The organism is Aeromonas sp. QDB31, from assembly GCF_027707605.1.
Lineage (GTDB): Bacteria > Pseudomonadota > Gammaproteobacteria > Enterobacterales > Aeromonadaceae > Aeromonas > Aeromonas media.
Map to the genome: position 1 here is coordinate 1 of NZ_JAPCIX010000039.1, position 22,026 is coordinate 22,026.

Below are 22,026 nucleotides of genomic sequence, written 5' to 3' on the forward strand. Positions count from 1 at the left end.
CGGCGCCTGCTTCACAAGGAAGCTGACTCATCAGTCCGGCGTGTTCCGCCGTGCTGGTAGGGGCGCATTATAGGGAGTCGCGCCGGGATGGCAAGCGCAAAACTACAAAAAATGACACTTTTTTACTGTTTAGCGACCCAAGCGCCTATTTATCAAACAAAACGCCCCGCATAAGCGGGGCGTCAACGAGCAAGGATGCGGATTTGCTACCTTTTTGACCAAAACTCCCGGGCAAAGGCGCGTACCTTTTCCCAGTCGGTGAATTCGATGTCCTGGCTGGTATCCGTACTGCCACCGGTGATCGTCATGATCAGCTGGATGATGCGAGTCTGCCACCAGTTGTAGCGAGAATATCGCAGCGCACCGGCAAACACCCCCAGGGTCTTCGGCTTCCACGGCGAGAGACGCAGAAACTTCTTCATATAGGCATTGGTCTGCGGTGTCTGCTTCTCGGGCTTGCGCGCCGTCAGGTTGACACAGAAGAAGGCGGCGTTGGCCACTTCCAGTTGTTCATGGTGAGCATGAATAAAGCTGAGCAGGCTGGGGTGAAAGTTGCCATAGCGGATAGAGGCACCGATCAATACCTTGGCATACTTGCTGAGATTGCACATCGGCAGGGTGTGGAGATCCTGCATCGCCACTTCGCATCCTGATATCTCCTCCAGCATGACATCCACAATTTTCCGCGTTTGCCCGTCCCGGGAAGAATAAAGCACCAAAATCTTGTCCATACCAACCTCAACTACGCCAGAATGCAGGAGTAAACAGTACCAGAAGTGTGAATATTTCCAATCGACCAAACAGCATGGCGACCACCAGGATCCACTGTGCCGTCGCCGAGATATTGCCAAAGTTGCTGGAGACCTCACCCAACCCGGGCCCCACGTTGGTGAAGGCGGCCGCCACAGCCGTGAACGCGGTCACCTCGTTCAACCCTGTCATCAGCAACAACAGCATGAAGATGAAGAACAGGATGATGTAGGTAGCGAAGTAGCCCCACACCGCCTCGACGATCCGTTCGGGTACCGCACGCCGCCCCAGCTTCAGGGTATAGATGGCCCGCGGGTGCACCAGTCGCTTGAGCTCGCGCATCCCCTGCAGGAACAGGATCATGAATCGCATCACCTTGATGCCGCCCCCCGTGCTACCGGCACAGCAGCCGATAAAGGCCGAGAACATCAGTAACATGGGCAGAAAGGAGGGCCAGTCGGCGTAGCTGGTCGTGCTGTAGCCCGTGGTCGTGCCAAGGGAGACCGCCTGGAACAGGCCGTGGTTGAGCGCCTCCTGCCAGGTGGCGTAGTGGCCGTGGAACAGCAGGGATACGAAGCAGATCAGCACCAGCACGCCCTGGATGGCCAGGAACACCTTCAATTCGGAGTCCCGCAGATAGCTGCTCAATCGCACTGGCTTGTGGGCGAACACCATGAAATGCAGGGCGAAGTTGACGCTGGCCAGCAGCAGGAACAGCACAGTGATCAGGTTGATGGCCGGGCTGTTGAAGAAACCTATGCTGGCATCGTGAGTCGAGAAGCCGCCCACCGACAAGGTGGAGAAGGAGTGGCAAATGGCATCGAACAGCGTCATCCCCGCCATCCAGTAGGCCAGGGCACAGAGGGTGGTCAGCAACAGGTAGATGAACCAGAGCGCCTTGGCCGTCTCGGCGATGCGCGGGGTCACCTTGTTGTCCTTGACCGGCCCCGGGATCTCGGCGCGATAGAGCTGCATGCCCCCGATGCCGAGCAAGGGCAAAACGGCCACCGCCAGCACGATGATCCCCATGCCTCCCAGCCATTGCAGCAGTTGGCGATAGAAGAGGAAGGCCTTCGGCAGGCTGTCCAGCCCGGTCAGCACTGTTGCCCCCGTGGTCGTCAGGCCGGAGAATGATTCGAAGAAGGCTTCGGAGACCGACATGTTCGGCACGTCGCTGATGATGAAGGGGACGGCCCCCACGCTGCCCAGCACCACCCAGAACAGCACCACTATGAGGAAGCCTTCCTTGGATCTGAGGTCTTTCTTCTGATGGCGATTGGGGAACCAGAGCAGGGCACCGAGCAGGAGGGCGATGAAGAAGGAGTTCACAAACTCGGCACCGCCACCATCGCGATACCCAAAAGCAACCATCGCTGGCAGCAACATGGTCGAGCTGAACAGCGCGACCAAGAGACCAACGATACGAATGATGCTCAGAATCTGCATTCTGGCTCCCCCTTCAGGCTAAAAGAGCGATGGATTCTAGCCATCTAAGGGGCGAAGAGATACCCGGCCATGGGTTCGGTCTGTCATTTCCTGATCCACCTGACTCCAGATGGCAGCATCCCAGGCCACCTGCAGACGAACCTGCTGACCATAATCGGCGGCCAGCAACTGGCCCTGATGGGCCGAGATCAGGGCTTCCACCCCCCCCATGTCGCCATAGTCGCAGCAGATAAGGGAAGGAGTTTGCTGGCGCTTGATGCGGGTCTCGAGCCGCTTGAGCGCCGTCCCCACGCCGCCGCCATAGGCCTTGACCAGGCCGCCGGTCCCAAGCAGAACGCCACCGTAGTAACGCACCACCACGGCCGCTATCTCGCCGATGCCAGCCCCCATCAGCTGGGCCAGCATGGGCTTGCCAGCAGTGCCCGAGGGTTCGCCGTCATCGCTGAAGCCATAGACCTGACTGTCTTGCGGCGCCCCGGCGACGAAGGCCCAGCAATGATGCCGGGCCGTCGGGTGCTGCCGCTTCACCTCGCCGATCCAGGCCTTGGCGGCCTCGACCGTCGGCGCATGGGCAATCAGGGTGATGAAGCGACTCTTCTTGATCTCCTCGCAAAGCTCCAGCGGCGCGGCTGGTATGGCGTAGTCTGCGACCATCAGAGCCCTGCTTGCCTGGTGAGGTTCTCCACCCCGTCCCCATGCAGGACCACGTTGTCCTCAATCCGGATGCCACCGAAGGGGCGCAGCGCCTCGACCTTGTTCCAGTTGACCCGCTTGCCCTGCTCGCCGCGGCGTAGCGGCTCCAGCAGGCTGTCGATGAAGTAGAGGCCGGGTTCTATGGTGAACACCTGACCCACCTCCATCACCCGGGTGCAGCGCAGATAGGGGAACTGCTCGGGCGCCGACAGGTGGGTACCCCGCTCATCCTGCATGAAGCCACCCGCATCGTGCACCTGCAGGCCGAGGAAATGACCGAGCCCATGGGGGAAGAACACATTGGTGACGCCGGTGTGGATCATCTCGTCCACCGACATGTCCACCAGCTCGGTGGCCTGCAGCAAGCGCGCCAGTCTGTGGTGCATCTGCAGATGCAGCTCGCTGTAACGGCGGCCCGGTTTGATCTCCGCGATGATCTCCTGCTGCTGGGCATCCAGCGCCGCGATCAGATCGGCAAACTCGCCCCGACGCCAGGCCCAGGTGCGGGTGATGTCGGAGGCATAGCCGTGATAATCCACCCCGGCATCGATCAGGAAGGAGTGGCGCTCCGCATCCGGTACCCGTTGGGTCGACAGATGAGTGTAATGGAGGATGGCCGCGTTCCGGTTGATGGCGACTATGTTGCCGTAGGGCGCCTCATTGGCCCCCTGCCCGACCGCCTTCATGTAGGCGAGGTTGATCTCGAACTCGCTCGCCCCCGCCATGAAGGAGTCCTTGGCAGCGATGTGACCGCGCACCCCGAGCCGGTTCGCATCGCGCAGACACTCCAGCTCATAGGGTGTCTTGTAGGCACGGTGATAGTGCAGGTAGTTGAGCACCGCCTCCGGATTGGGCTGCCCCAGTCCCACCAGCTGGGCCACCTCGAGATGACCACCCAGATAGGCCCACTCCTGCTTGTCGGCTGGCAAGTGATCCGCCGCCTGCTCAGGCCGGGTCAGGAAGCGGATGTCGAAGAAGTCGACCCAGAAGGCATTGGGCAGGTCCGCCACCTTGTGCCAGAAATCCACCGGCCGGTAGAACAGCAGCACCGGCTTGCTCACCCCGTCCACCAGCAACCAGCAGTGAGGGTTGTCCAGCACCGGCAACCAGGCCTTGAACTGGGGGTTCACCTTGAAAGGGTAATCCTGATCGTCGAGGAAGATGCGGTGGGTCTGGCCGGAATGGATGGCCAGTCCGCTGAGCCCCTGCTGTTGCAGTATGTCGCGGGTGCGCCGCTGAAGGGTATCGAGATGCTGGGCAAAAAGTTGGCTGTAAGTGCTCATGGCGTCCTGCTCCGGGCGAATGTGACTTCAGCATAACATCAAGCGAATCAAGGCTCGAGCCGCCAGGCTTTCGCTTCGTGAGGTAACGCATAGGTCAGGGGGTTTTTGTTATGAAACGAAAACCAACAATTAACAAATAAAGAACAATTCAATACACTGCCCACAGACAGTAGATATCAGCAGTCAGGAACGATTCATGCAAAACCTTTGTCTGTGGAAACCGGATCAAGACAGGATGCAGCACTCCAACCTCCACCAGTTCATGGCCGAGGTCAACCACTTCCACGGCCTGCAACTGCGCAGCTACGCCGACCTCTATCAATGGTCGGTGGAGAAGACCACCCGTTTCTGGCCGTTGGTGTGGCAGCACTGCGGTGTCAAGGGAGAGCTCGGCAACATAGTGGCGGAGAACCGCCAGGAGATGCAGCGCGCCCGCTGGTTCCCCGACAGTCGGCTCAACTTCGCCGAGAACCTGCTGCGCCGCCAGGACGAGAGCCCAGCCATCATCTCCCGCCTCGAAGGGGATACGAGCCAGACCCTGAGCTGGGCCGAGCTGGCAGATCAGGTCGCCAGGCTGGCTCAGTGGCTGCGCAGCCAGGGCATTAGTCGGGGTGATGTGGTGGCCGCCTACCTGCCCAACATCCCGCAAACCGTGGTCGCCATGCTGGCCACCACCAGCCTCGGCGCTATCTGGACCTCCACCAGCCCCGATTTCGGTGAGGCCAGCGTGGTGGAGCGCTTCGGCCAGACCCACCCCCGGGTGCTGTTCGCGGTGGATGGCTATCGCTATGGGGGCAAGGCCATCGACATTCAGGCCAAGGTCGCCAGCGTAGTGAGCCAAATCGACAGCATAGAGCAGACGGTGATGATCCCCCTGCTGGGCAATCCCCTGCAGCTCGGCCACGACTGGCTGCAGCTGCTGGCAAGCCAGCACGGTGCCCAGCTCACCTTCGAGCCCATGGCCTTCAACGATCCGCTCTATATCCTCTACTCCTCAGGCACCACCGGCAAACCCAAGTGCATCGTCCACGGCATAGGCGGCACCCTGCTGCAGCACCTGAAAGAGCACCAGCTGCACTGCGACATCAAGCCGGGGGAGCGCGTCTTCTACTTCACCACCTGTGGCTGGATGATGTGGAACTGGCTGGTGAGCGCCCTCGCCTCTGGCGCCACCCTGGTGCTCTACGACGGATCCCCCTTCTACCCGGACGGCAACGTGTTGTGGGATCTCGCCCGCGATGAAGGAGTTTCCCTGTTTGGCACCTCCGCCAAGTATCTCGATGCCCTGCACAAGCAGGGTTATGCCCCCATCAACACCCACGAGTTGCCACAGCTGCGACTTATATGCAGCACGGGTTCTGTGCTGTCGCCGGAGGGATTTGACTATGTCTATCAGGGGATCAAGCAGGATGTGCAGCTCAGCTCCATCTCAGGTGGCACCGACATTTGCTCCTGCTTCGTCATCGGCAATCCCTTGAGTCCCGTCTATCGCGGTGAGAGCCAGGGACGCGGCCTCGGCCTAGCGGTGCAGGTATTCAACGAGGCCGGCCAGCCGGTGCAAGGGGAGAAGGGCGAGCTGGTCTGTACCAAACCCTTCCCGGCCCAGCCTATCTACTTCTGGGGCGACGAAAACGGCGAAAAGTACCACGCCGCCTACTTCGAGCGGTTCGACAACGTCTGGTGCCACGGCGACTGGATCGAGCTGACCCAGACCGGCGGCATCTTGTTCTACGGCCGCTCCGACGCCACTCTCAACCCGGGTGGCGTGCGGATCGGCACCAGCGAGATCTACCGCTATGTGGAGCAGCTCGACGAGGTAGAGGAGAGCATCGTCATCGGCCAGCAGTGGCAGCAGGACGAGCGGGTGGTGTTGTTCGTCAAGCTCAAGGCGGGCTGCAAGCTGGACGAGCCCCTGCGCGAGCGCATCTGCCAGCAAATAAGGCAGCACTGCACCGCCCGTCACGTGCCGGCCCGCATTCTGCAGGTGGATGCCATCCCCCGTACCAAGTCCGGCAAGATAGTGGAGCTGGCGGTGCGGGAAGTGGTGCACAACAGGCCCGTCAACAACACCCATGCCCTCGCCGACCCCGAGGTACTGAATCAGTATCGTGATCGCCCCGAGCTGGCCAGTTGACAAACAACTCATCTGAAGAGCAGGCGCCGCAAGGCGCCTCTCTTTTGCCCGTTCCGTGATGAAGAGCTTTTACTCGATAACTGTTAAACAAATGTTTTAAATAGGTGTTGAAAATGTCTCCTTTTGGATCAATAGTGAGCCTCGCCCCCTGCTGGGGAGAAAGGAGCAAAGCCCCCCACCGCGTGGGAACAAGGAGACACTCTCATGATCTACCAAGGCGAAACCCTGTCGGTCAGCTACCTCGAACACGGCATTGCCGAGCTGAGGTTTGATGCCCCGGGTTCAGTCAACAAGCTGGATCGCGCTACCCTGCTCTCGCTGAGCGAAGCGATCGCCGCATTACAACAAGAACGTGAACTAAAAGGTCTGATCCTCACCTCCGGCAAAGACGCCTTTATCGTCGGCGCCGACATCACCGAATTCCTGGAACTGTTCGATTTGCCGCAAGAAGATCTGCTCGGCTGGCTGAAAAAGGCCAACGACATCTTCAGCGCCATCGAAGATCTGCCGGTACCGACCCTGTCCGCCATCAAGGGCCACGCCCTGGGCGGCGGCTGCGAGACCATACTCTCCACCGACTTCCGTCTGGCTGATACCACCGCCAAAATCGGCCTGCCCGAGACCAAACTCGGCATCATGCCGGGCTTTGGCGGCACAGTCCGTCTGCCGCGGGTGATCGGCGCCGACAACGCGCTGGAGTGGATCACCACAGGCAAGGATGTCCGTGCCGATGATGCCCTCAAGGTGGGTGCCATCGACGCAGTGGTCGCCCCCGCAGCGTTGCAGAGCGCCGCCGTGCAGATGATGAGAGACGCCATCGCAGGCAAACTGGACTGGCAGAGCCGTCGCGCCGCCAAGAAGGCGCCGCTGCGCCTCTCCAAGCTGGAAGCCATGATGAGCTTCACCACCGCCGCCGGCATGGTTGCCGCCGTGGCGGGCAAACACTATCCGGCGCCGATGACCGCAGTCAAAACCGTTGAGGCCGCCGCCGGCATGAGCCGTGACGAGGCGCTCAACGTCGAGGCACAGGGCTTTATCAAGCTGGCCAAGACCGACGTGGCCAAGGCGCTGGTCGGTATCTTCCTGAACGATCAGCACATCAAGGCGCTGGCCAAGAAGGCGGCCAAGCAGGCAGCCAAGGCCACAAGCCACGCCGCCGTGCTGGGTGCGGGCATCATGGGGGGCGGCATCGCCTACCAGTCCGCCAGCAAGGGCATCCCTGCGGTGATGAAGGACATCAACGAGAAGGCGCTGGCACTCGGTATGGGCGAAGCCACCAAGCTGCTCAACGGCCAGCTCGAGAAGGGCCGCATCGATGGCATCAAGATGGGCCAGGTGCTCTCCGCCATCACCCCGACCCTGAGCTATGACAGCGTCAAGCACGTGGATCTGGTGGTCGAAGCCGTGGTCGAGAACCCCAAGGTGAAGGCCGCCGTACTGGGCGAAGTGGAAGGGATCATTGGCGAAGATGCCGTGCTCGCCAGCAACACCTCCACCATCCCCATCTCCCTGCTGGCCAAGGGGCTGAAGCGCCCCGAGAACTTCTGCGGCATGCACTTCTTCAACCCGGTGCACCGCATGCCCCTGGTTGAGATCATCCGCGGCGAGCAGACGTCGGACGACACCATCAACCGCGTGGTGGCCTACGCCGCCGCCATGGGCAAGTCCCCTGTGGTGGTCAACGACTGCCCGGGCTTCTTCGTCAACCGCGTGCTCTTCCCCTACTTCTTCGGCTTCAACAAGCTGGTCGCCGATGGCGCCGACTTCGCGGCCGTCGACAAGGTGATGGAGAAGGAGTTCGGCTGGCCGATGGGTCCCGCCTACCTGCTGGACGTGGTCGGCATCGATACAGGTCACCATGCCGGTGACGTGATGGCGCAAGGTTTCCCGGCACGTATGAGCAAGGAAGGCCGCACCGCCATCGACGTGATGTACGAAGTGAGCCGCTTCGGTCAGAAGAATGGCAAGGGCTTCTACGCCTACGAGCAGGACAAGAAGGGCAAGCCGAAGAAGGTGGCCGACGCAGCTAGCTACGAGCTGCTGGCCCCCATTGCCAAGCCGAAGCAGGAGTTCGACAAGGACGCCATCATCGCCCGCATGATGATCCCCATGATCAACGAGGTGGTGCTCTGTCTGGAAGAGGGCATTGTCGCCACGCCAGCCGAAGCCGACATCGCACTGGTCTACGGTCTGGGCTTCCCTCCCTTCCGTGGTGGCGTGTTCCGCTATCTGGACACTATCGGTCTGGATCGCTACGTGGCCATGGCCGACCAGTATGCCGACTTGGGCCCGCTCTACCGTGTCAGCGACAAGCTGCGTGAGATGGCCGCCCAGGGCAAAACCTTCTACTGATTGCGGAAAGGAGATCCATTCATGAAAGACGTAGTCATTGTCGACTGTATCCGGACCCCCATGGGCCGGTCCAAGGGCGGCGCCTTCCGCAACGTGCGTGCAGAAGATCTGTCCGCGCACCTGATGAGCTCCATCCTGCTGCGCAACCCCAACCTCGACCCGAACGAGATCGAGGACATCTACTGGGGCTGCGTGCAGCAGACCCTGGAGCAGGGCTTTAACATCGCCCGCAACGCCGCCCTGCTGGCCGGTATTCCGAAGCAGGTGGGGGCGGTCACCGTCAACCGGCTGTGCGGATCCAGCATGCAGGCGCTGCACGATGCCTCTCGCGCCATCCAGGTGGGTGATGGGGATATCTTCATCATCGGCGGCGTCGAGCACATGGGCCATGTGCCGATGAGCCATGGCGTCGACTTCCACCCCGGCATGGCGAAATCCGTGGCGAAAGCCTCCGGCATGATGGGGCTGACCGCCGAAATGCTCGGCAAGCTGCACGGCATCAGCCGAGCGCAGCAGGACGAGTTTGCCGCCCGCTCCCACCGCCGCGCCTATGCCGCGACTGTGGAAGGGCGCTTCGCCAGAGAGATCGTCGGGCTGGAAGGCCATGACGCCAGCGGCGCCCGCTTCTTCTACGACTATGACGAGGTGATCCGCCCGGAGACCACGGTCGACACCCTGAGCCAGCTGCGCCCGGTGTTCGACCCGGTCAACGGTACCGTCACCGCCGGTACCTCCTCGGCACTGTCCGATGGCGCCGCCGCCATGCTGGTGATGAGCGCGGACAGAGCCAAGGCGCTGGGGCTGACTCCCCGAGCCAAGGTGCGGGCCATGGCCATCGCCGGCTGCGACGCCGCCATCATGGGGTACGGCCCGGTGCCAGCGACCCAGAAGGCGCTCAAGCGTGCCGGTCTGACCGTCGGTGATATCGACCTGTTCGAGCTGAACGAGGCGTTTGCCGCCCAGTCCCTGCCCTGCGTGAAGGATTTGGGTCTGCAGGACGTGGTGGATGAGAAGGTGAACCTGAACGGCGGCGCCATCGCCCTGGGCCACCCGCTGGGCTGCTCCGGTGCCCGCATCTCCACCACCCTGATCAATCTGATGGAGGAGAAGGACGCCACCCTGGGGGTCGCCACCATGTGCATCGGCCTGGGTCAGGGTATCGCCACCGTGTTCGAGCGGGTGTGATCTAAACGGCTCACGCGAACGTGAGCCAGCATTCTCTTGTTGGGGTCGGCCGGTCCGGCCCGTTGTCGAGTCTGTGGAGCACGCCACACGGGGTGTGATCCTGCCGTCGGAATCTGCGTGTTGGCCGGCCCGTTTGGGTCGGCCTTTTTTATTCTGTTCTACCGATCAGCGCCAATTCAGGGGCTATATTGCCCATAACTTCACATTAGAGGGGGGCCTTGCTTGCTTTTTGCTCCCCCGACAGGTTCAATCTGCACAAAAAAATGGGTGGATGCACATACATATGTCAACGAGCAAACAACTGCTTATCGTCGACGACGATCAGGAGATCCGCGAGCTGCTCAACGAATACCTGACCCGGGCGGGTTTCCAGGTATTGACGGCAGCCGAGGGCAACGAGATGCGCCAGCAACTCGCCCAGCACAGCCCGGACCTCATCATTCTGGACATCATGATGCCCGGCGACGACGGCTTTACCCTGTGTCAGCAGATCCGCCGCGACTCCCAGGTCCCCATCATCATGCTGACTGCGGCCTCCGATGAGGCGGATCGGGTGATCGGCCTGGAACTCGGCGCCGACGACTACATCGCCAAGCCGTTCAGCCCGCGCGAGCTGCAGGCCCGCATCAAGGCGCTGCTGCGCCGCGCCGAATTCCGCCAGCCGGAGAAAGAGAAGGAGCCGAGCCGCCGCCTGCGCTTCGCCGACTGGACCCTGGACACCCTGAGCCACCAGCTGACCCACGACGACGGCAGCCTGCTGGATCTCTCCGGCAGCGACGCTCTGCTGCTCGGCATGTTCCTGCAACAACCGGGCGTGGTGCTGGACAGGGACACCATCTCCGATGCCACCCGGGGCCGCGAGAGCCTGCCGATGGAGCGCGGCATCGACGTGCAGATAAGCCGTCTGCGCCAGAAGCTGGGTGACAACGGCAAGAGCCCGCGCATCATCAAGACCATACGCGGCAGCGGCTACATGCTGATCGCGGAAGTCCACGAGATCCCGTGACAGGGGAGAGGCAAGCGGCACGGTGTCGCCCTGGCGGCTACATGCTGACTGACAAGAGGCACCCAATCCCATGAGAAGTCGGCGATTCTGGCAAGCACTGGTACCCCGCTCCCTGCTGTCACGGATGCTGCTGCTGTTGCTGCTCGCCATCCTGCTCTCCCAGACCATTCTCACCGGCATCTGGATGCAGCAGATCCAGAAGCGGGAGCTGGAGGGCATGCTCAGCACCACCCGCAACCTGGCGCTCTCCGCTGCCTCCACCGTCAGCTTCTTCAAGTCCCTGCCACTGCAGTACCGCCACATCGCGCTGGACCAGCTGCGCAACATGGGGGGCAGCCGCTTCTTCGTGTCGCTGAACGAGGAGGAGATCCACATCAGCGCCATCCCCGACAGCGAGCGCAAGACGCTGGTGCTGAAGGAGGTGCAGGAGGTGCTGACCCGCAAGCTCTCCGACGCCATGGCGATCAAGGTGGACTTCTCGCGACCCGAGGAGCTGCATGTCTTCAACAACGACACCCTGCTGGCGGACCTGCCCTCCTCCTGGGCACGCTACACCCTGTCGCTGGAGCCCATCAATCCGCCGGTGCTGGTCACCCAGATAGAGATCGAACCGGGGGAGTGGCTCTATCTGGCGGCCCTGCTGCCCGCCCCCTACATGACGCTGGATGACACCGTCATGCCGAGCAACCAGGTGCGCTTCATCGCCCTGATGACGGTCTTCCTCTGCTTCTTCACCTTCATGCTGGTGCGCTGGCAGACCCGGCCACTGCGCCGGCTGGCCAAGGCGGCGGTCAACCTCGGCAAGGACATCGATCAGCCCTCCCTCAAAGAGGAGGGGGCGTCGGAAATCGTGGCGGCGACCCGTGCCTTCAACATCATGCAGCAGCGCATCCGCCGCTTCATAGACGACAGGGAGCGGCTGTTCAGCTCCATCTCCCACGATCTCAAGACCCCCATCACCCGGCTGCGGCTGCGGGTCGAGTTGCTGGATGACGAAGCCCAGATCGCCAAGTTCAACAAGGATCTGGACGAGCTGGAGCTGATGGTGAAGGGGGCGCTGCAGACGGTGAAAGAGACCGACATTCACGAGAACCTCGAGCTCATCGACATCAATGCCCTGCTGGAGCAGATGGCGGAAGCCATGAACCTGCACGAGGATCTGCTCACCATAGAGGGGCACTGCAAGTGGCCCTATCGCGGCAAGCTGCTGGCCCTTAAGCGCTGCATCGGCAACCTGGTGGACAACGGCATCAAGTACGGCCATCGGGTGCGCGTCATTCTCATGGATGACGCGGAGATGCTGATCCTCTTCATCATGGACGAGGGCCCCGGTCTGCCGGAGGATCAGTTCGAGCGCATCTTCGAGCCCTACTACCGCCTCAGCACGGATTCCGCCGGAACCGGACTGGGTCTTGGCATCGCCCGCAACATAGCCCACGCCCACGGCGGCGATCTGGTGCTGGAAAATCGCCCCCAGGGCGGCCTGCAGGCCACCCTCTCCCTACCAAGGCAGTAAAGCTTATGAAGTGGTTGTCGTTTTCTGTCATCGCCCTGTTGTCCCTGCCTGTCGGCGCCTCCCAAGTCGAGGTGTTGCACTGGTGGACCTCCGGCGGCGAGGCCAAGGCGGTGGAGGTACTCAAGTCGGAATGGGCCGAGCAGGGCAACCAGTGGAACGACTTCGCGGTGCAGGGCGGCGGCGGCAAGAGCGCCATGACGGTGCTGAAAAGCCGGGCACTGGCGGCCAACCCACCGGAGGCGGCGCACCTCAAGGGCTATGAGCTGCACGAGTGGGCCAGCCTGGGTTTCCTGCGCGACCTCAGCCCCATGGCCGAACACCTCGGCTGGTACCCGCAACTCTCCCCCATGGTCCGTGACACCCTCAGCCAGAACGGTGCCCTAATGGCGGTGCCCACCGGCATCCACCGCGTCAACTGGTTGTGGCTCAACCGCAAGCTGTTCGAGCGGCTGGGGCTGACGCCCCCCACCGACTGGCACCAGTTCATGACGGTGGCGGAGCAGCTCAAGGCACAGGGCGTCACGCCGCTGGCCATCGGCAACGAGCCCTGGCAGCTGGCGGTGCTGTTCGAGACGGTGGCGCTCGGCGAAGGCGGCAAGACCTTCTATCGCAAGGCGTTCCTGGAGCAAGACAGTGCCACCCTGACCGGCCCCGACATGGTGCGGGTGCTGACTCGCTTCCAGCAGTTGCGCGCCTATGTACCGGAGAAATACGCCGGCCTGAAGTGGCACCAGGCCACCAACCTGCTGGAGAGCGGTGGTGCTGCCATGCAGATCATGGGGGACTGGGTGAAGGGGGAGCTGAGCGCCGGCAACTACCGACCCGGGGAGGACATCGACTGCCTGCCAAGCCCGGGCAGCCAGGGATTGTTCAGCTACAACCTCGATTCCATCGCCATGTTCAAGCAGCGGGATCCCGCCCAGCTGCAAGCTCAGGGCGAGCTGGCCAGGTTGCTGATGACCCCCAGATTCCAGGAGGAGTTCAACCGGGTGAAAGGCTCCATCCCGGCGCTCACCCAGCCTGACATGAGCAAGTTCGATCGCTGCGCCATCCGCTCCTACCATGATTTCCAGCGGGCGGAGCGGGACGGCAATCTGCTGCCCAGCATGGCGGAGGGCATGGCCGTACCGACCAACATGCGCCAGGGGATCATGGATGTGCTGAGCAGCTTCTTCAACGACGCCAGGGCCAATCCCGAACAGACGGCGCTGCAACTGGAACGCGCCATGCGCTCAACCCGCTCAGGCGTGGAGCAGAAATGACAAAGGCGGAATTGCTCCGCCTTTGTGGGTGAATCGTCATCCGATTCAGGATTTATCGTTCTCGTCCTCATCCTCGTCGTAGTAGTCGCTGAGCTCGATCCAGAGCCCCAGCCCTATCATCACCATGGATCCGAACCAGGTACCGGTATTTCCGATCGGGCTACCCAGCACTATCATGGCGAACGACAGGAACCCCATGCCTGCGTAGGCTTGCAATCTGCCGTAGGAGACCTGCATATTCACACCTCCTTGTTGAATATGGTTCAATTTTTATATTACTCATCGGGCAAGGTCTGGATAGAGCCGGATCACACTTTGGTTACATATGCTGCCAGAACACCCTGATATTTGATTATTTTTTCGCCTTGAGTATCATTGGCAGCTGAATTGGTTGAAGGTTGATTATTGATGAGTACTTTATTCTGCGATGCGACTCATGAGTTGAACGCAATCGGGCTTCGTTGCCCTGAACCCGTAATGATGGTCCGCAAGAAAGTGCGGCTGATGGCCGAAGGCGAGACCCTGCTGGTCAGTGCCGACGACCCCTCAACTACCCGCGACATCCCCAGTTTCTGCCGCTTCATGGATCACACCCTGATCGCCAGCGAGACAGAGCAGGCCCCCTATCGCTATCTGATCCGCAAGGGTCAATAAGCCCCTGTACTGGAGCAATCCATGACGATTACCCGAATCGGCACCACGGCCCGCTGGTCTGATGTTGTCATCCACAACGGCACCCTCTATGTGGTGGAAGTCCCCGCCACCGACGAGGCCGACATCCACCAGCAGACCCGCGAAGTACTGACCAGCCTGCAACGCCTGCTGGAAGCCAACGGTTCCGGAGTCGACAAGATCCTGATGGCCAACATCTATCTCAAGGACATTGGCGACATCGCCGCCTTCAACGAACAGTGGGACGCCTGGATCCCGGCTAGCACGGCACCGGTCCGCGCCTGCGTGCAGGCCCGCCTGGCCCACGAAGGCTACAAGGTAGAAGTGCAGCTGACCGCTGCGGTCTGAGACACGGTTCGCCCCCTCATCCCCGGCCCTTCTCCCGAGAGGGGAGAAGGGCGACAAGAGCGCCGATACCATCGGACCACGGCACCCATAGCAAAAGGCCCCACCATCACTGGCGGGGCCTTTTCGTTACAAAAACCTGAACGACTTAGGCGGTCGGGGTCAGGGTTATGGTCACCCGACGGTTCTGGGCCTTGCCCTCTGCGGTGCTGTTGGTGGCGACCGGTTGATCAGGGCCCACACCACTGGTGGCGATACGGCTGCCGGTCACGCCCTGACCGATCAGCTGGGCGGCGACGGCATCGGCACGCTGGGCGGAGAGCTTCATGTTCAACTCGCGGGAACCGGTACTGTCGGTGTGGCCGACCACGTTCAGGCGAGTCTTGTCGAACTCGGCAACCACCATGGCCACACCGGACAGGGTGTTGGCACCGGCGGCTTTGAGCTGGGCGCTGGCGCTGTCGAAGGTGACGTTGTTCGGCATGTTGAGGATCAGCTGATCGCCATTGCGGGTCACACTGACGCCGGTACCCTGCAGCTTCTCGCGCAGCTTGGCTTCCTGCACGTCCATGTAGTAACCGATACCGCCACCCAGGGCGGCGCCGGCGGCCACGCCGGTCAGGATGCCCTTCTTGCGGTCACCCTTGCTGGAAGAGAGAGCCCCCACGGCGGCGCCAGTCGCGGCACCGGCCAGTGCGCCCCAGGCACCCTTGGAAGTCTGGGATTCACCGGTATAGGGATTGGTGGTGCAGCCAGTCATGGCGACGGTCAGGGCAAGTGCAGGAACCAGTTTCTTGAAATACATGAAAAAACCTCTGAAAAAGAACGACTCTAGCCGATGGCCGCGCATTCTAACCCAGAGAGACGCCAGAGTGTGACGCGCGCATTGCGGATATGAACAAGGGGGCCAAAGCCCCCCTGTGTCATGCCGTGAACGGCATGGGTACTGCCTGCCCGGGCAGGCCGGACATCAATATTTGATGTCGCGCGCCTCGTCACGCCCTTCCTGCTTGTTGTCGCGATGCTCCTGACGGCAATCGGCATTGCCCACCAGGCCTTCGCGGCACTCCTGCTTGGCGTCGCGGGATTCCTGACGGGTATCCTGACGCACATCGCGCGCTTCGCGACGCTCCTGGGCCTGTTTGGTTGCCTGTGCAGGCAGGGCAGCCAACAAGGCGGTGGCTGCAAGCAGCGCGAATACGGTCTTCTTCATGGTGGCTCCTTGGCTAAATGAAATACACCGGCTTGGGATGTCTGAATTATACACTGGGGTCAAGATAACCGCCGGACGGGCGCCAGTAGGGCGACCCGACAGCGAGGCGGCTTGTCGGGATCAGTATTTGACGTCCCGGGCCTCGTCGCGGTTCTCTTGCTTGTTGTCGCGGTTGTCCTGACGGCAATCGGCATTGCCGACCAGGCCCTCACGGCACTCCTGCTTGGCGTCACGGGATTCCTGACGACCGTCCTGGCGGATGTCGCGGGCGTCCTGGCGCTGCTCACCCTGATTGGTGGCTTGAACCGGCACGGCGGCGAACAGGGTGCAGGCGGTCAGCAGGGCGGCGCTCAGGCGGGATACGGAAATAGTCATAAGGACTCCAATGTAAGTTAATGCGACAGCCTGGTTCGGCTGCCGTCATGGAAGATGGGTTAGGCGAGCCCCTGCTCTCGAATCAATATTTGATATCGCGAGCCAAGTCGCGTGCCTCTTGCTTGTTGTGGCGGTGTTCCTGGCGACAGTCGGCGTTACCCAGGAACTCCTCCTGGCGGCAATCCCGCTTCTGTTCGCGGGATTCCTGGCGGACATCCTGACGCAGATCCCGAGCCTGTCGGCGCTGCTGGGCTTGTTCGGTTGCCTGAACCGGCAGGGCCACCGACAGGGTACAGCCGACCAGCAAGGCTGACAGCAAGGCGCTGCGAGCCGGGTGAGGAGTTGAAATGTTCATGACGAGGCTCCCTGGTTGATCGGGCTGAGGTCTGTGGTGCGGGATCAGTATTTGACGTCGCGGGACTTCTCGCGCACGTCCTGTTTCACTTCACGCTTGTCCTGACGGCACTCGTAGTTGTCCTTATTGTTGGCCTGACGACAATCGATCTTGGCCTCACGGATCTCGGGACGGACTTCCTGACGCACATCGCGGGCATCCTGACGATCGGCCGCCTGGGCGGGCAGGGTCGCCAGCAGGGAGCAACCCGCCAGGATCAGGGTGCCGAGGGTGCGGTGGCGAGATGAATTCAGTGACATGGGACTGCCTCGTTGATGGGGACTTCGATTTGGATACAGCAATCTTGAACAGGAATTACTGTATCCCGGCTGTACCGGGCGCCGAAAAGCGGGCCCCAGGCCCCGCTGGCAGGGGGCCTGACGGGGCGGGCTTCGAGATGATCGTTCACCAGGCCCAGGGCCCGCATGGCGGCGCGGCAGAGGAGACTGCCGGCCTAGGTGAAACCGGGCCGCGTGAACGCCCTCACCATGGCGTCAGATCCTGGCGAGCTGGCCCCTAATCCCAAGGCCAGAAAGGAAGAAGGGAGGCTGTTGGCCTCCCTTCTTGTTCCGCTCCCGATTTAGCCTTGCTGGCACTCGGCGTGACAGGGGCAGGTCACCAGATGATCGTTCACCATCCCCACCGCCTGCATAAAGGCGTAGCAGATGGTGCTGCCGACGAAGGTGAAGCCGCGCTTCTTGAGCGCCTTGGCCATGGCATCCGACTCCGGCGAGGTCGCCGGAATGTCGCCGTTGCCCTGACGCTGGTTGACGATGGGGGCGCCGCCCACGAAGCCCCACAGATAATCGACGAAGTCGATGCCTTCCGCCTCCAGCGCCAGATAGGCGCGGGCGTTTTTGATGATCGACTGCACCTTGAGCCGGTTGCGGATGATGCCGGTATCCTGCATCAGCCGCACCACGTCCTGGTCGTCGAACTGCACGATGCGCACCGGATCAAAATCCGCATAGGCGCGATGGTAGCTCTCGGTGCGCTTGAGGATGGTGATCCACGACAGCCCCGCCTGTTGACCATCGAGGCAGAGCTTGGCAAACAACTCGCGGGCGTCATACACCGGCCTGCCCCACTGCTTGTCATGGTATTCGATGTATTCCGGGTCTCTGGTCACCCAGGCGCAGCGCAGTTCCATTTCCTCTCCCCTGTTTTTCATCGGCCATCGGCAGGCCGCTTGCGTCGGCGACATCATAGGGCAAGCGGCAACATAGCCCCACTAATCCCCTGTAATTTCGCCTATTATCCGACCATGCCAGACGGTATACTCCCTCGGTTCACATTCAGCAAATCTTGCTCTGATTTCATTTCGCGCGAAAAACACTATGCAAAAATTCGATGTCAAAACCTTTCAGGGCCTGATCCTGCAGTTGCAGGACTATTGGTCCCGCCAGGGCTGTACCATCATTCAGCCGCTGGATATGGAAGTGGGTGCCGGTACCTCCCACCCCATGACCTGCCTGCGCGCCCTGGGCCCGGAGCCCATCGCCTGCGCCTACGTACAACCGTCCCGCCGTCCGACTGACGGCCGCTACGGTGAGAACCCGAACCGCCTGCAGCACTACTACCAGTTCCAGGTGATCATCAAGCCTTCCCCCGACAACATTCAGGAACTCTACCTCGGCTCCCTGAAAGAGCTGGGCATGGATCCCGAGATCCATGACATCCGCTTCGTGGAAGACAACTGGGAAAACCCGACTCTGGGTGCCTGGGGTCTGGGTTGGGAAGTGTGGCTGAACGGCATGGAAGTGACCCAGTTCACCTACTTCCAGCAGGTTGGCGGCCTCGAGTGCAAGCCGGTCACCGGCGAGATCACCTATGGTCTCGAGCGTCTGGCCATGTACATCCAGGGCGTGGACAGCGTCTACGACCTGGTCTGGTCTGACGGCCCCCTGGGCAAGACCACCTACGGCGACGTGTTCCACCAGAACGAAGTGGAGCAATCCACCTACAACTTCGAACACGCCGACGTGGAGTTCCTGTTCCACTGCTTCGAGCAGTACGAGAAGGAAGCCCAGAATCTGCTGGCACTGGAAAAACCGCTGCCGCTGCCTGCCTACGAGCGCATCCTCAAGGCCGCTCACTCCTTCAACCTGCTGGATGCCCGCAAGGCCATCTCGGTCACCGAGCGTCAGCGCTACATCCTGCGCATTCGCACCCTGACCAAGGCCGTGGCAGAGGCATACTACGCCTCCCGCGAAGCGCTGGGCTTCCCTATGTGTCAGCGCAGTGAGAACAAGCAAGGTTAAGGAACGGACATGGCACAACATACATTTCTGGTAGAGATCGGCACCGCTGAGCTGCCGCCCAAAGCCCTGCGCTCCCTGGCCGAAGCCTTTGCCGACAACTTCAAAGCCGAACTGACCAAGGCCGATCTGGCCTTCGGTGACGTCGAGTGGTTTGCCTCCCCGCGCCGTCTGGCGCTGAAGGTAAGCGAGCTGGCTGGCGAACAGCCGAGCAAGAGCGTCGAGAAGCGCGGCCCGGCCGTGGCACAGGCGTTCGATGCCGAAGGCAAGCCGACCAAGGCTGCCGAAGGCTGGGCCCGTGGCAACGGCATCACCGTTGAGCAGGCCGAGCGTCTGGTCACCGACAAGGGTGAATGGCTGGTTCACACCGCCAAGGTCGAAGGCCGTCCGGCCAAAGAGCTGCTGGGTGAGCTGGTTAGCCAGGCGCTGGCCAAACTGCCGATCCCGAAGATGATGCGCTGGGGCGACAAGACCATCCAGTTCGTGCGTCCGGTCTTCACCGTGACCCTGCTGCTGGATGGGGATCTGGTGCCCGCCCACATTTTGGGTATCGACTCTGCCCGCACCCTTCGCGGTCACCGCTTCATGGGTGAGAGCGAGTTCACCATCGACAACGCCAGCCAGTACCCGCAGATCCTGCAGGAGCGCGGCATGGTGATTGCCGACTTCATGGCGCGCAAGACCAAGATCAAGGCTGACGTCGAAGCGGCCGCTGCCGCCTTCGGTGGCGTGGCCGATCTGGACGACGCCCTGCTGGAAGAAGTGACCGCACTGGTCGAGTGGCCGGTAGTGCTGACCGCCAACTTCGAAGAGAAGTTCCTGGCCGTGCCGGCTGAAGCGCTGGTTCACACCATGAAGGGTGACCAGAAGTACTTCCCGGTCTACGACAAGCACGGCAAGCTGCTGCCGAAGTTCATCTTCGTCACCAACATCGAGTCCAAGGACCCGAGCCAGATCATCAGCGGCAACGAGAAGGTGGTTCGCCCCCGTCTGTCTGACGCCGAGTTCTTCTTCAAGACCGATCTGAAGCAGAGCCTGGCCTCCCGCCTGCCGCGCCTCGAAACCGTGCTGTTCCAGCAGCAGCTCGGTACCGTCAAGGCCAAGGTCGAGCGCATCGAGACCGTCGCCGGCTTCATCGCCGAGCGTATCGGCGCCAACGTGGCTCAGGCCAAACGTGCCGGCCTGCTCTCCAAGTGCGATCTGATGACCAACATGGTCGGCGAGTTCGCCAGCACCCAGGGTGTCATGGGGATGCATTACGCCCGTCACGACGGCGAAGACGAAGTGGTGGCCGTGGCCCTGAACGAGCAGTACATGCCGCGCTTCGCCGGTGATGCCCTGCCGTCCGCTCTGGAAGCCTGCGCCGTGGCGCTGGCCGACAAGCTCGACACTCTGGCCGGCATCTTCGGCATCGGCATGCTGCCCAAGGGCGACAAGGATCCCTTCGCCCTACGCCGCGCCGCCATCGGTGCCCTGCGCATCATGACCGAGAAGCAGCTGGACCTGGATCTGGTCGAACTGGTGGAAGAAGCGGTACGCGTCTACGAAGGCAAGCTGACCAACAAGACCGTCGTCACCGACGTGGTCGACTTTATGCTGGGCCGCTTCCGCGCCGCCTATCAGGACGAAGGCATCGGTGCCGACGTGGTGCTGGCCGTACTGGCCCGCCGCCCGACCCGCCCGCTTGACTTCGATCGTCGCGTCAAGGCCGTCAGCCACTTCCGCAGCCTGGATGCCGCCCTGGCCCTGGCCGCCGCCAACAAGCGCGTGAGCAACATCCTGGCCAAGGTGGAAGGCGAGTTGCCGACCCTGGTCAAAGCTGAGCTGTTGCAGGACGCCGCCGAGCAGGCGCTGGCCACTCAGGTTGCAGCACTGCAAGCCGAGCTGGCCCCGCTGTTTGCCGCCGGTGACTATCAGGCCGCCCTCACCCGCCTGGCCGCCCTGCGCGAGCCGGTCGACACCTTCTTCAACGAGGTGATGGTGATGGCAGACGACGAGGCCCTCAAGGCCAACCGTCTGGCGCTGCTGAACAACCTGCGCAACCTGTTCCTGCAAGTAGCGGATATCTCCCTGCTGCAGTGATCTTGGTTAGGTTGATTGAAATAAAAAACGGCGCCGTTAAGGCGCCGTTTTTATGAAGAGCGGACTGGAGTATTATGAAAAAATACGGATTATCTGGTGTTTTGTAATGTTGGTGTATCTTGTACTAATTGTCCGTGAGGGGGGGTATGCCCCCTCTAAAAACAATATCATGATTCGGCAAAAATCTGATTATGACTGCACAATTGGCTGATAATCTTGTGAACTAAATGGCTTGAAATTTTCTGGCCATACACTCTTAAACTCACACAGGATTTTATATTGCTCTGGTGCGTCAGCATTAAATTTGACAATTTTAATTTGAGGGAGTGGTTTTTTTCTGAATTCAAGATATCTGTCAGCACCCCAATATCTTCGTTAAGATATTTAGGAAAATAACCAATTTTTCTTTCTCTGTGAAATAACGCTACAGCCAAGCTATCATGGGAGTTAGCTCTTTCAAACTCATAATCAATTCTCTCTCCCGGGGTAAGCATCAATGACTCATCTTGCACTGGGTCCATATAACGATGCCCACTGACAAAAAAATCGAATGAGTAAATGTTACTTCCATTTCGCTCTGGAACTAAAATAACACGAAAGTTATCGGTTTTCTTTTCTCCACTTGTCACACCCAAGAACCGAAATAGATCGAACTCTTCATTATTCATGTCGATCCATTCAAGCATGGAGTGATACTCTGGTCTACGACTAGAAAGAATCCGATTACTTAAAAAGGGGAAAATATCTTCTGAAGAATATTTTTTATCCTTACTTTGCATACGAGGAAGACCAGAAAAATTCTTATGATTGGCTCCTTGAGTGTAAGAGAGGATAAATAAGTTGTTCTTGTGCTCTAACTTAGCAACAGGAATCCACATTCTTGATTGTGGCTGTGGATCTTGCCAGATAACATATAAGCTACTCATATGCCCTCATTAATTCCTTTCGAACTGTCGGATTTAAACATTTCACAAAAGTTTCTTCTAGGGAAGGTGCGAATAAGCGGGGAAATTCTTCTCGGCTGACTCAGTCATTTCATTTCTTCATGTTTGAGCCGATT

General features: G+C 60.7%; 22 protein-coding genes. 10 read left to right on the forward strand and 12 right to left on the reverse strand.

What is annotated here, in order from left to right; genetic code table 11:
* Nucleotides 1–206: 206 nt before the first annotated feature.
* The 4 genes from hemG to pepQ are packed head-to-tail and all read right to left on the reverse strand — an operon-like array spanning nucleotide 207 to nucleotide 4,172.
* A complete protein-coding gene (hemG, locus tag PG898_RS20610; protein WP_270824960.1) occupies nucleotides 207–731 on the reverse strand; it encodes a menaquinone-dependent protoporphyrinogen IX dehydrogenase in 525 nt (174 codons plus the stop codon).
* Between the two features lie 7 nt (nucleotides 732–738).
* Nucleotides 739–2,196 (reverse strand): TrkH family potassium uptake protein, encoded by a 1,458-nt coding sequence (locus tag PG898_RS20615; RefSeq protein WP_043128965.1) that lies wholly within the window; start codon nucleotides 2,194–2,196, stop codon nucleotides 739–741.
* 36 nt (nucleotides 2,197–2,232) lie between these two features.
* Complete coding sequence (locus tag PG898_RS20620) at nucleotides 2,233–2,850, reverse strand: YigZ family protein (protein ID WP_161507753.1); 618 nt, start codon at nucleotides 2,848–2,850, stop codon at nucleotides 2,233–2,235.
* Nucleotides 2,850–4,172 (reverse strand): Xaa-Pro dipeptidase, encoded by a 1,323-nt coding sequence (gene pepQ / locus PG898_RS20625; RefSeq protein ID WP_270824961.1) that lies wholly within the window; start codon nucleotides 4,170–4,172, stop codon nucleotides 2,850–2,852. The genes PG898_RS20620 and pepQ overlap by 1 nt, the downstream gene beginning before the upstream one ends.
* Nucleotides 4,173–4,368: 196 nt before the next feature.
* On the opposite strand from pepQ, the gene PG898_RS20630 reads away from it, so the two are divergent.
* The 6 genes from PG898_RS20630 to PG898_RS20655 all read left to right on the forward strand — a co-directional run bounded on the left by PG898_RS20630 (nucleotide 4,369) and on the right by PG898_RS20655 (nucleotide 13,627).
* Nucleotides 4,369–6,306, forward strand: coding sequence for an acetoacetate--CoA ligase (locus tag PG898_RS20630; RefSeq protein ID WP_270824962.1), 1,938 nt, complete (start codon nucleotides 4,369–4,371; stop codon nucleotides 6,304–6,306).
* Nucleotides 6,307–6,510: 204 nt separating this feature from the next.
* The gene (gene fadB, locus PG898_RS20635) at nucleotides 6,511–8,658 is read left to right on the forward strand and encodes a fatty acid oxidation complex subunit alpha FadB (RefSeq protein ID WP_270824963.1); all 2,148 of its coding nucleotides are present in this window, start codon (nucleotides 6,511–6,513) and stop codon (nucleotides 8,656–8,658) included.
* A gap of 21 nt (nucleotides 8,659–8,679) precedes the next feature.
* Entirely contained in the window at nucleotides 8,680–9,843 is a 1,164-nt protein-coding gene (fadA, locus tag PG898_RS20640) for an acetyl-CoA C-acyltransferase FadA (RefSeq protein ID WP_041206712.1), read from the forward strand.
* A 283-nt stretch (nucleotides 9,844–10,126) separates the two neighbouring features.
* Complete coding sequence (locus PG898_RS20645) at nucleotides 10,127–10,849, forward strand: response regulator (protein WP_005323928.1); 723 nt, start codon at nucleotides 10,127–10,129, stop codon at nucleotides 10,847–10,849.
* Nucleotides 10,850–10,919: 70 nt separating this feature from the next.
* Nucleotides 10,920–12,365, forward strand: coding sequence for an ATP-binding protein (locus PG898_RS20650; RefSeq protein WP_042649914.1), 1,446 nt, complete (start codon nucleotides 10,920–10,922; stop codon nucleotides 12,363–12,365).
* Between the two features lie 5 nt (nucleotides 12,366–12,370).
* Nucleotides 12,371–13,627 (forward strand): ABC transporter substrate-binding protein, encoded by a 1,257-nt coding sequence (locus PG898_RS20655; protein WP_041206710.1) that lies wholly within the window; start codon nucleotides 12,371–12,373, stop codon nucleotides 13,625–13,627.
* Nucleotides 13,628–13,672: 45 nt separating this feature from the next.
* Here PG898_RS20655 and PG898_RS20660 read toward each other — a convergent pair whose 3' ends face one another.
* The gene (locus PG898_RS20660; RefSeq protein ID WP_005323922.1) at nucleotides 13,673–13,864 is read right to left on the reverse strand and encodes a hypothetical protein; all 192 of its coding nucleotides are present in this window, start codon (nucleotides 13,862–13,864) and stop codon (nucleotides 13,673–13,675) included.
* A 171-nt stretch (nucleotides 13,865–14,035) separates the two neighbouring features.
* Here PG898_RS20660 and tusA point away from each other — a divergent pair, with 171 nt between their 5' ends.
* A complete protein-coding gene (gene tusA / locus PG898_RS20665; RefSeq protein WP_041206709.1) occupies nucleotides 14,036–14,281 on the forward strand; it encodes a sulfurtransferase TusA in 246 nt (81 codons plus the stop codon).
* 21 nt (nucleotides 14,282–14,302) lie between these two features.
* On the forward strand, nucleotides 14,303–14,647 hold the full coding sequence (locus PG898_RS20670) for a RidA family protein (protein ID WP_005323918.1): 345 nt from the start codon (nucleotides 14,303–14,305) through the stop codon (nucleotides 14,645–14,647).
* A 145-nt stretch (nucleotides 14,648–14,792) separates the two neighbouring features.
* On the opposite strand, the gene PG898_RS20675 is transcribed toward PG898_RS20670, so the two are convergent.
* The 6 genes from PG898_RS20675 to PG898_RS20700 all read right to left on the reverse strand — a co-directional run bounded on the left by PG898_RS20675 (nucleotide 14,793) and on the right by PG898_RS20700 (nucleotide 17,776).
* A complete protein-coding gene (locus tag PG898_RS20675) occupies nucleotides 14,793–15,449 on the reverse strand; it encodes an OmpA family lipoprotein (protein ID WP_270824964.1) in 657 nt (218 codons plus the stop codon).
* Between the two features lie 165 nt (nucleotides 15,450–15,614).
* The gene (locus tag PG898_RS20680) at nucleotides 15,615–15,857 is read right to left on the reverse strand and encodes a hypothetical protein (protein WP_005323913.1); all 243 of its coding nucleotides are present in this window, start codon (nucleotides 15,855–15,857) and stop codon (nucleotides 15,615–15,617) included.
* Nucleotides 15,858–15,977: 120 nt separating this feature from the next.
* A complete protein-coding gene (locus PG898_RS20685; protein ID WP_270824965.1) occupies nucleotides 15,978–16,232 on the reverse strand; it encodes a hypothetical protein in 255 nt (84 codons plus the stop codon).
* Between the two features lie 82 nt (nucleotides 16,233–16,314).
* Nucleotides 16,315–16,587 (reverse strand): hypothetical protein, encoded by a 273-nt coding sequence (locus tag PG898_RS20690; RefSeq protein WP_161507760.1) that lies wholly within the window; start codon nucleotides 16,585–16,587, stop codon nucleotides 16,315–16,317.
* A gap of 44 nt (nucleotides 16,588–16,631) precedes the next feature.
* The gene (locus PG898_RS20695) at nucleotides 16,632–16,886 is read right to left on the reverse strand and encodes a hypothetical protein (RefSeq protein WP_043129211.1); all 255 of its coding nucleotides are present in this window, start codon (nucleotides 16,884–16,886) and stop codon (nucleotides 16,632–16,634) included.
* Between the two features lie 320 nt (nucleotides 16,887–17,206).
* Complete coding sequence (locus tag PG898_RS20700; protein ID WP_270824966.1) at nucleotides 17,207–17,776, reverse strand: DNA-3-methyladenine glycosylase I; 570 nt, start codon at nucleotides 17,774–17,776, stop codon at nucleotides 17,207–17,209.
* A 187-nt stretch (nucleotides 17,777–17,963) separates the two neighbouring features.
* Between PG898_RS20700 and glyQ the strand changes: the two genes are divergently transcribed.
* Together glyQ and glyS are read left to right on the forward strand one after the other, a co-directional pair.
* A complete protein-coding gene (glyQ, locus tag PG898_RS20705; RefSeq protein ID WP_005339464.1) occupies nucleotides 17,964–18,887 on the forward strand; it encodes a glycine--tRNA ligase subunit alpha in 924 nt (307 codons plus the stop codon).
* Between the two features lie 9 nt (nucleotides 18,888–18,896).
* The gene (gene glyS / locus PG898_RS20710) at nucleotides 18,897–20,966 is read left to right on the forward strand and encodes a glycine--tRNA ligase subunit beta (RefSeq protein WP_270824967.1); all 2,070 of its coding nucleotides are present in this window, start codon (nucleotides 18,897–18,899) and stop codon (nucleotides 20,964–20,966) included.
* A 167-nt stretch (nucleotides 20,967–21,133) separates the two neighbouring features.
* Here glyS and PG898_RS20715 read toward each other — a convergent pair whose 3' ends face one another.
* Complete coding sequence (locus tag PG898_RS20715) at nucleotides 21,134–21,892, reverse strand: HIRAN domain-containing protein (RefSeq protein ID WP_270824968.1); 759 nt, start codon at nucleotides 21,890–21,892, stop codon at nucleotides 21,134–21,136.
* Nucleotides 21,893–22,026 lie beyond the last annotated feature (134 nt).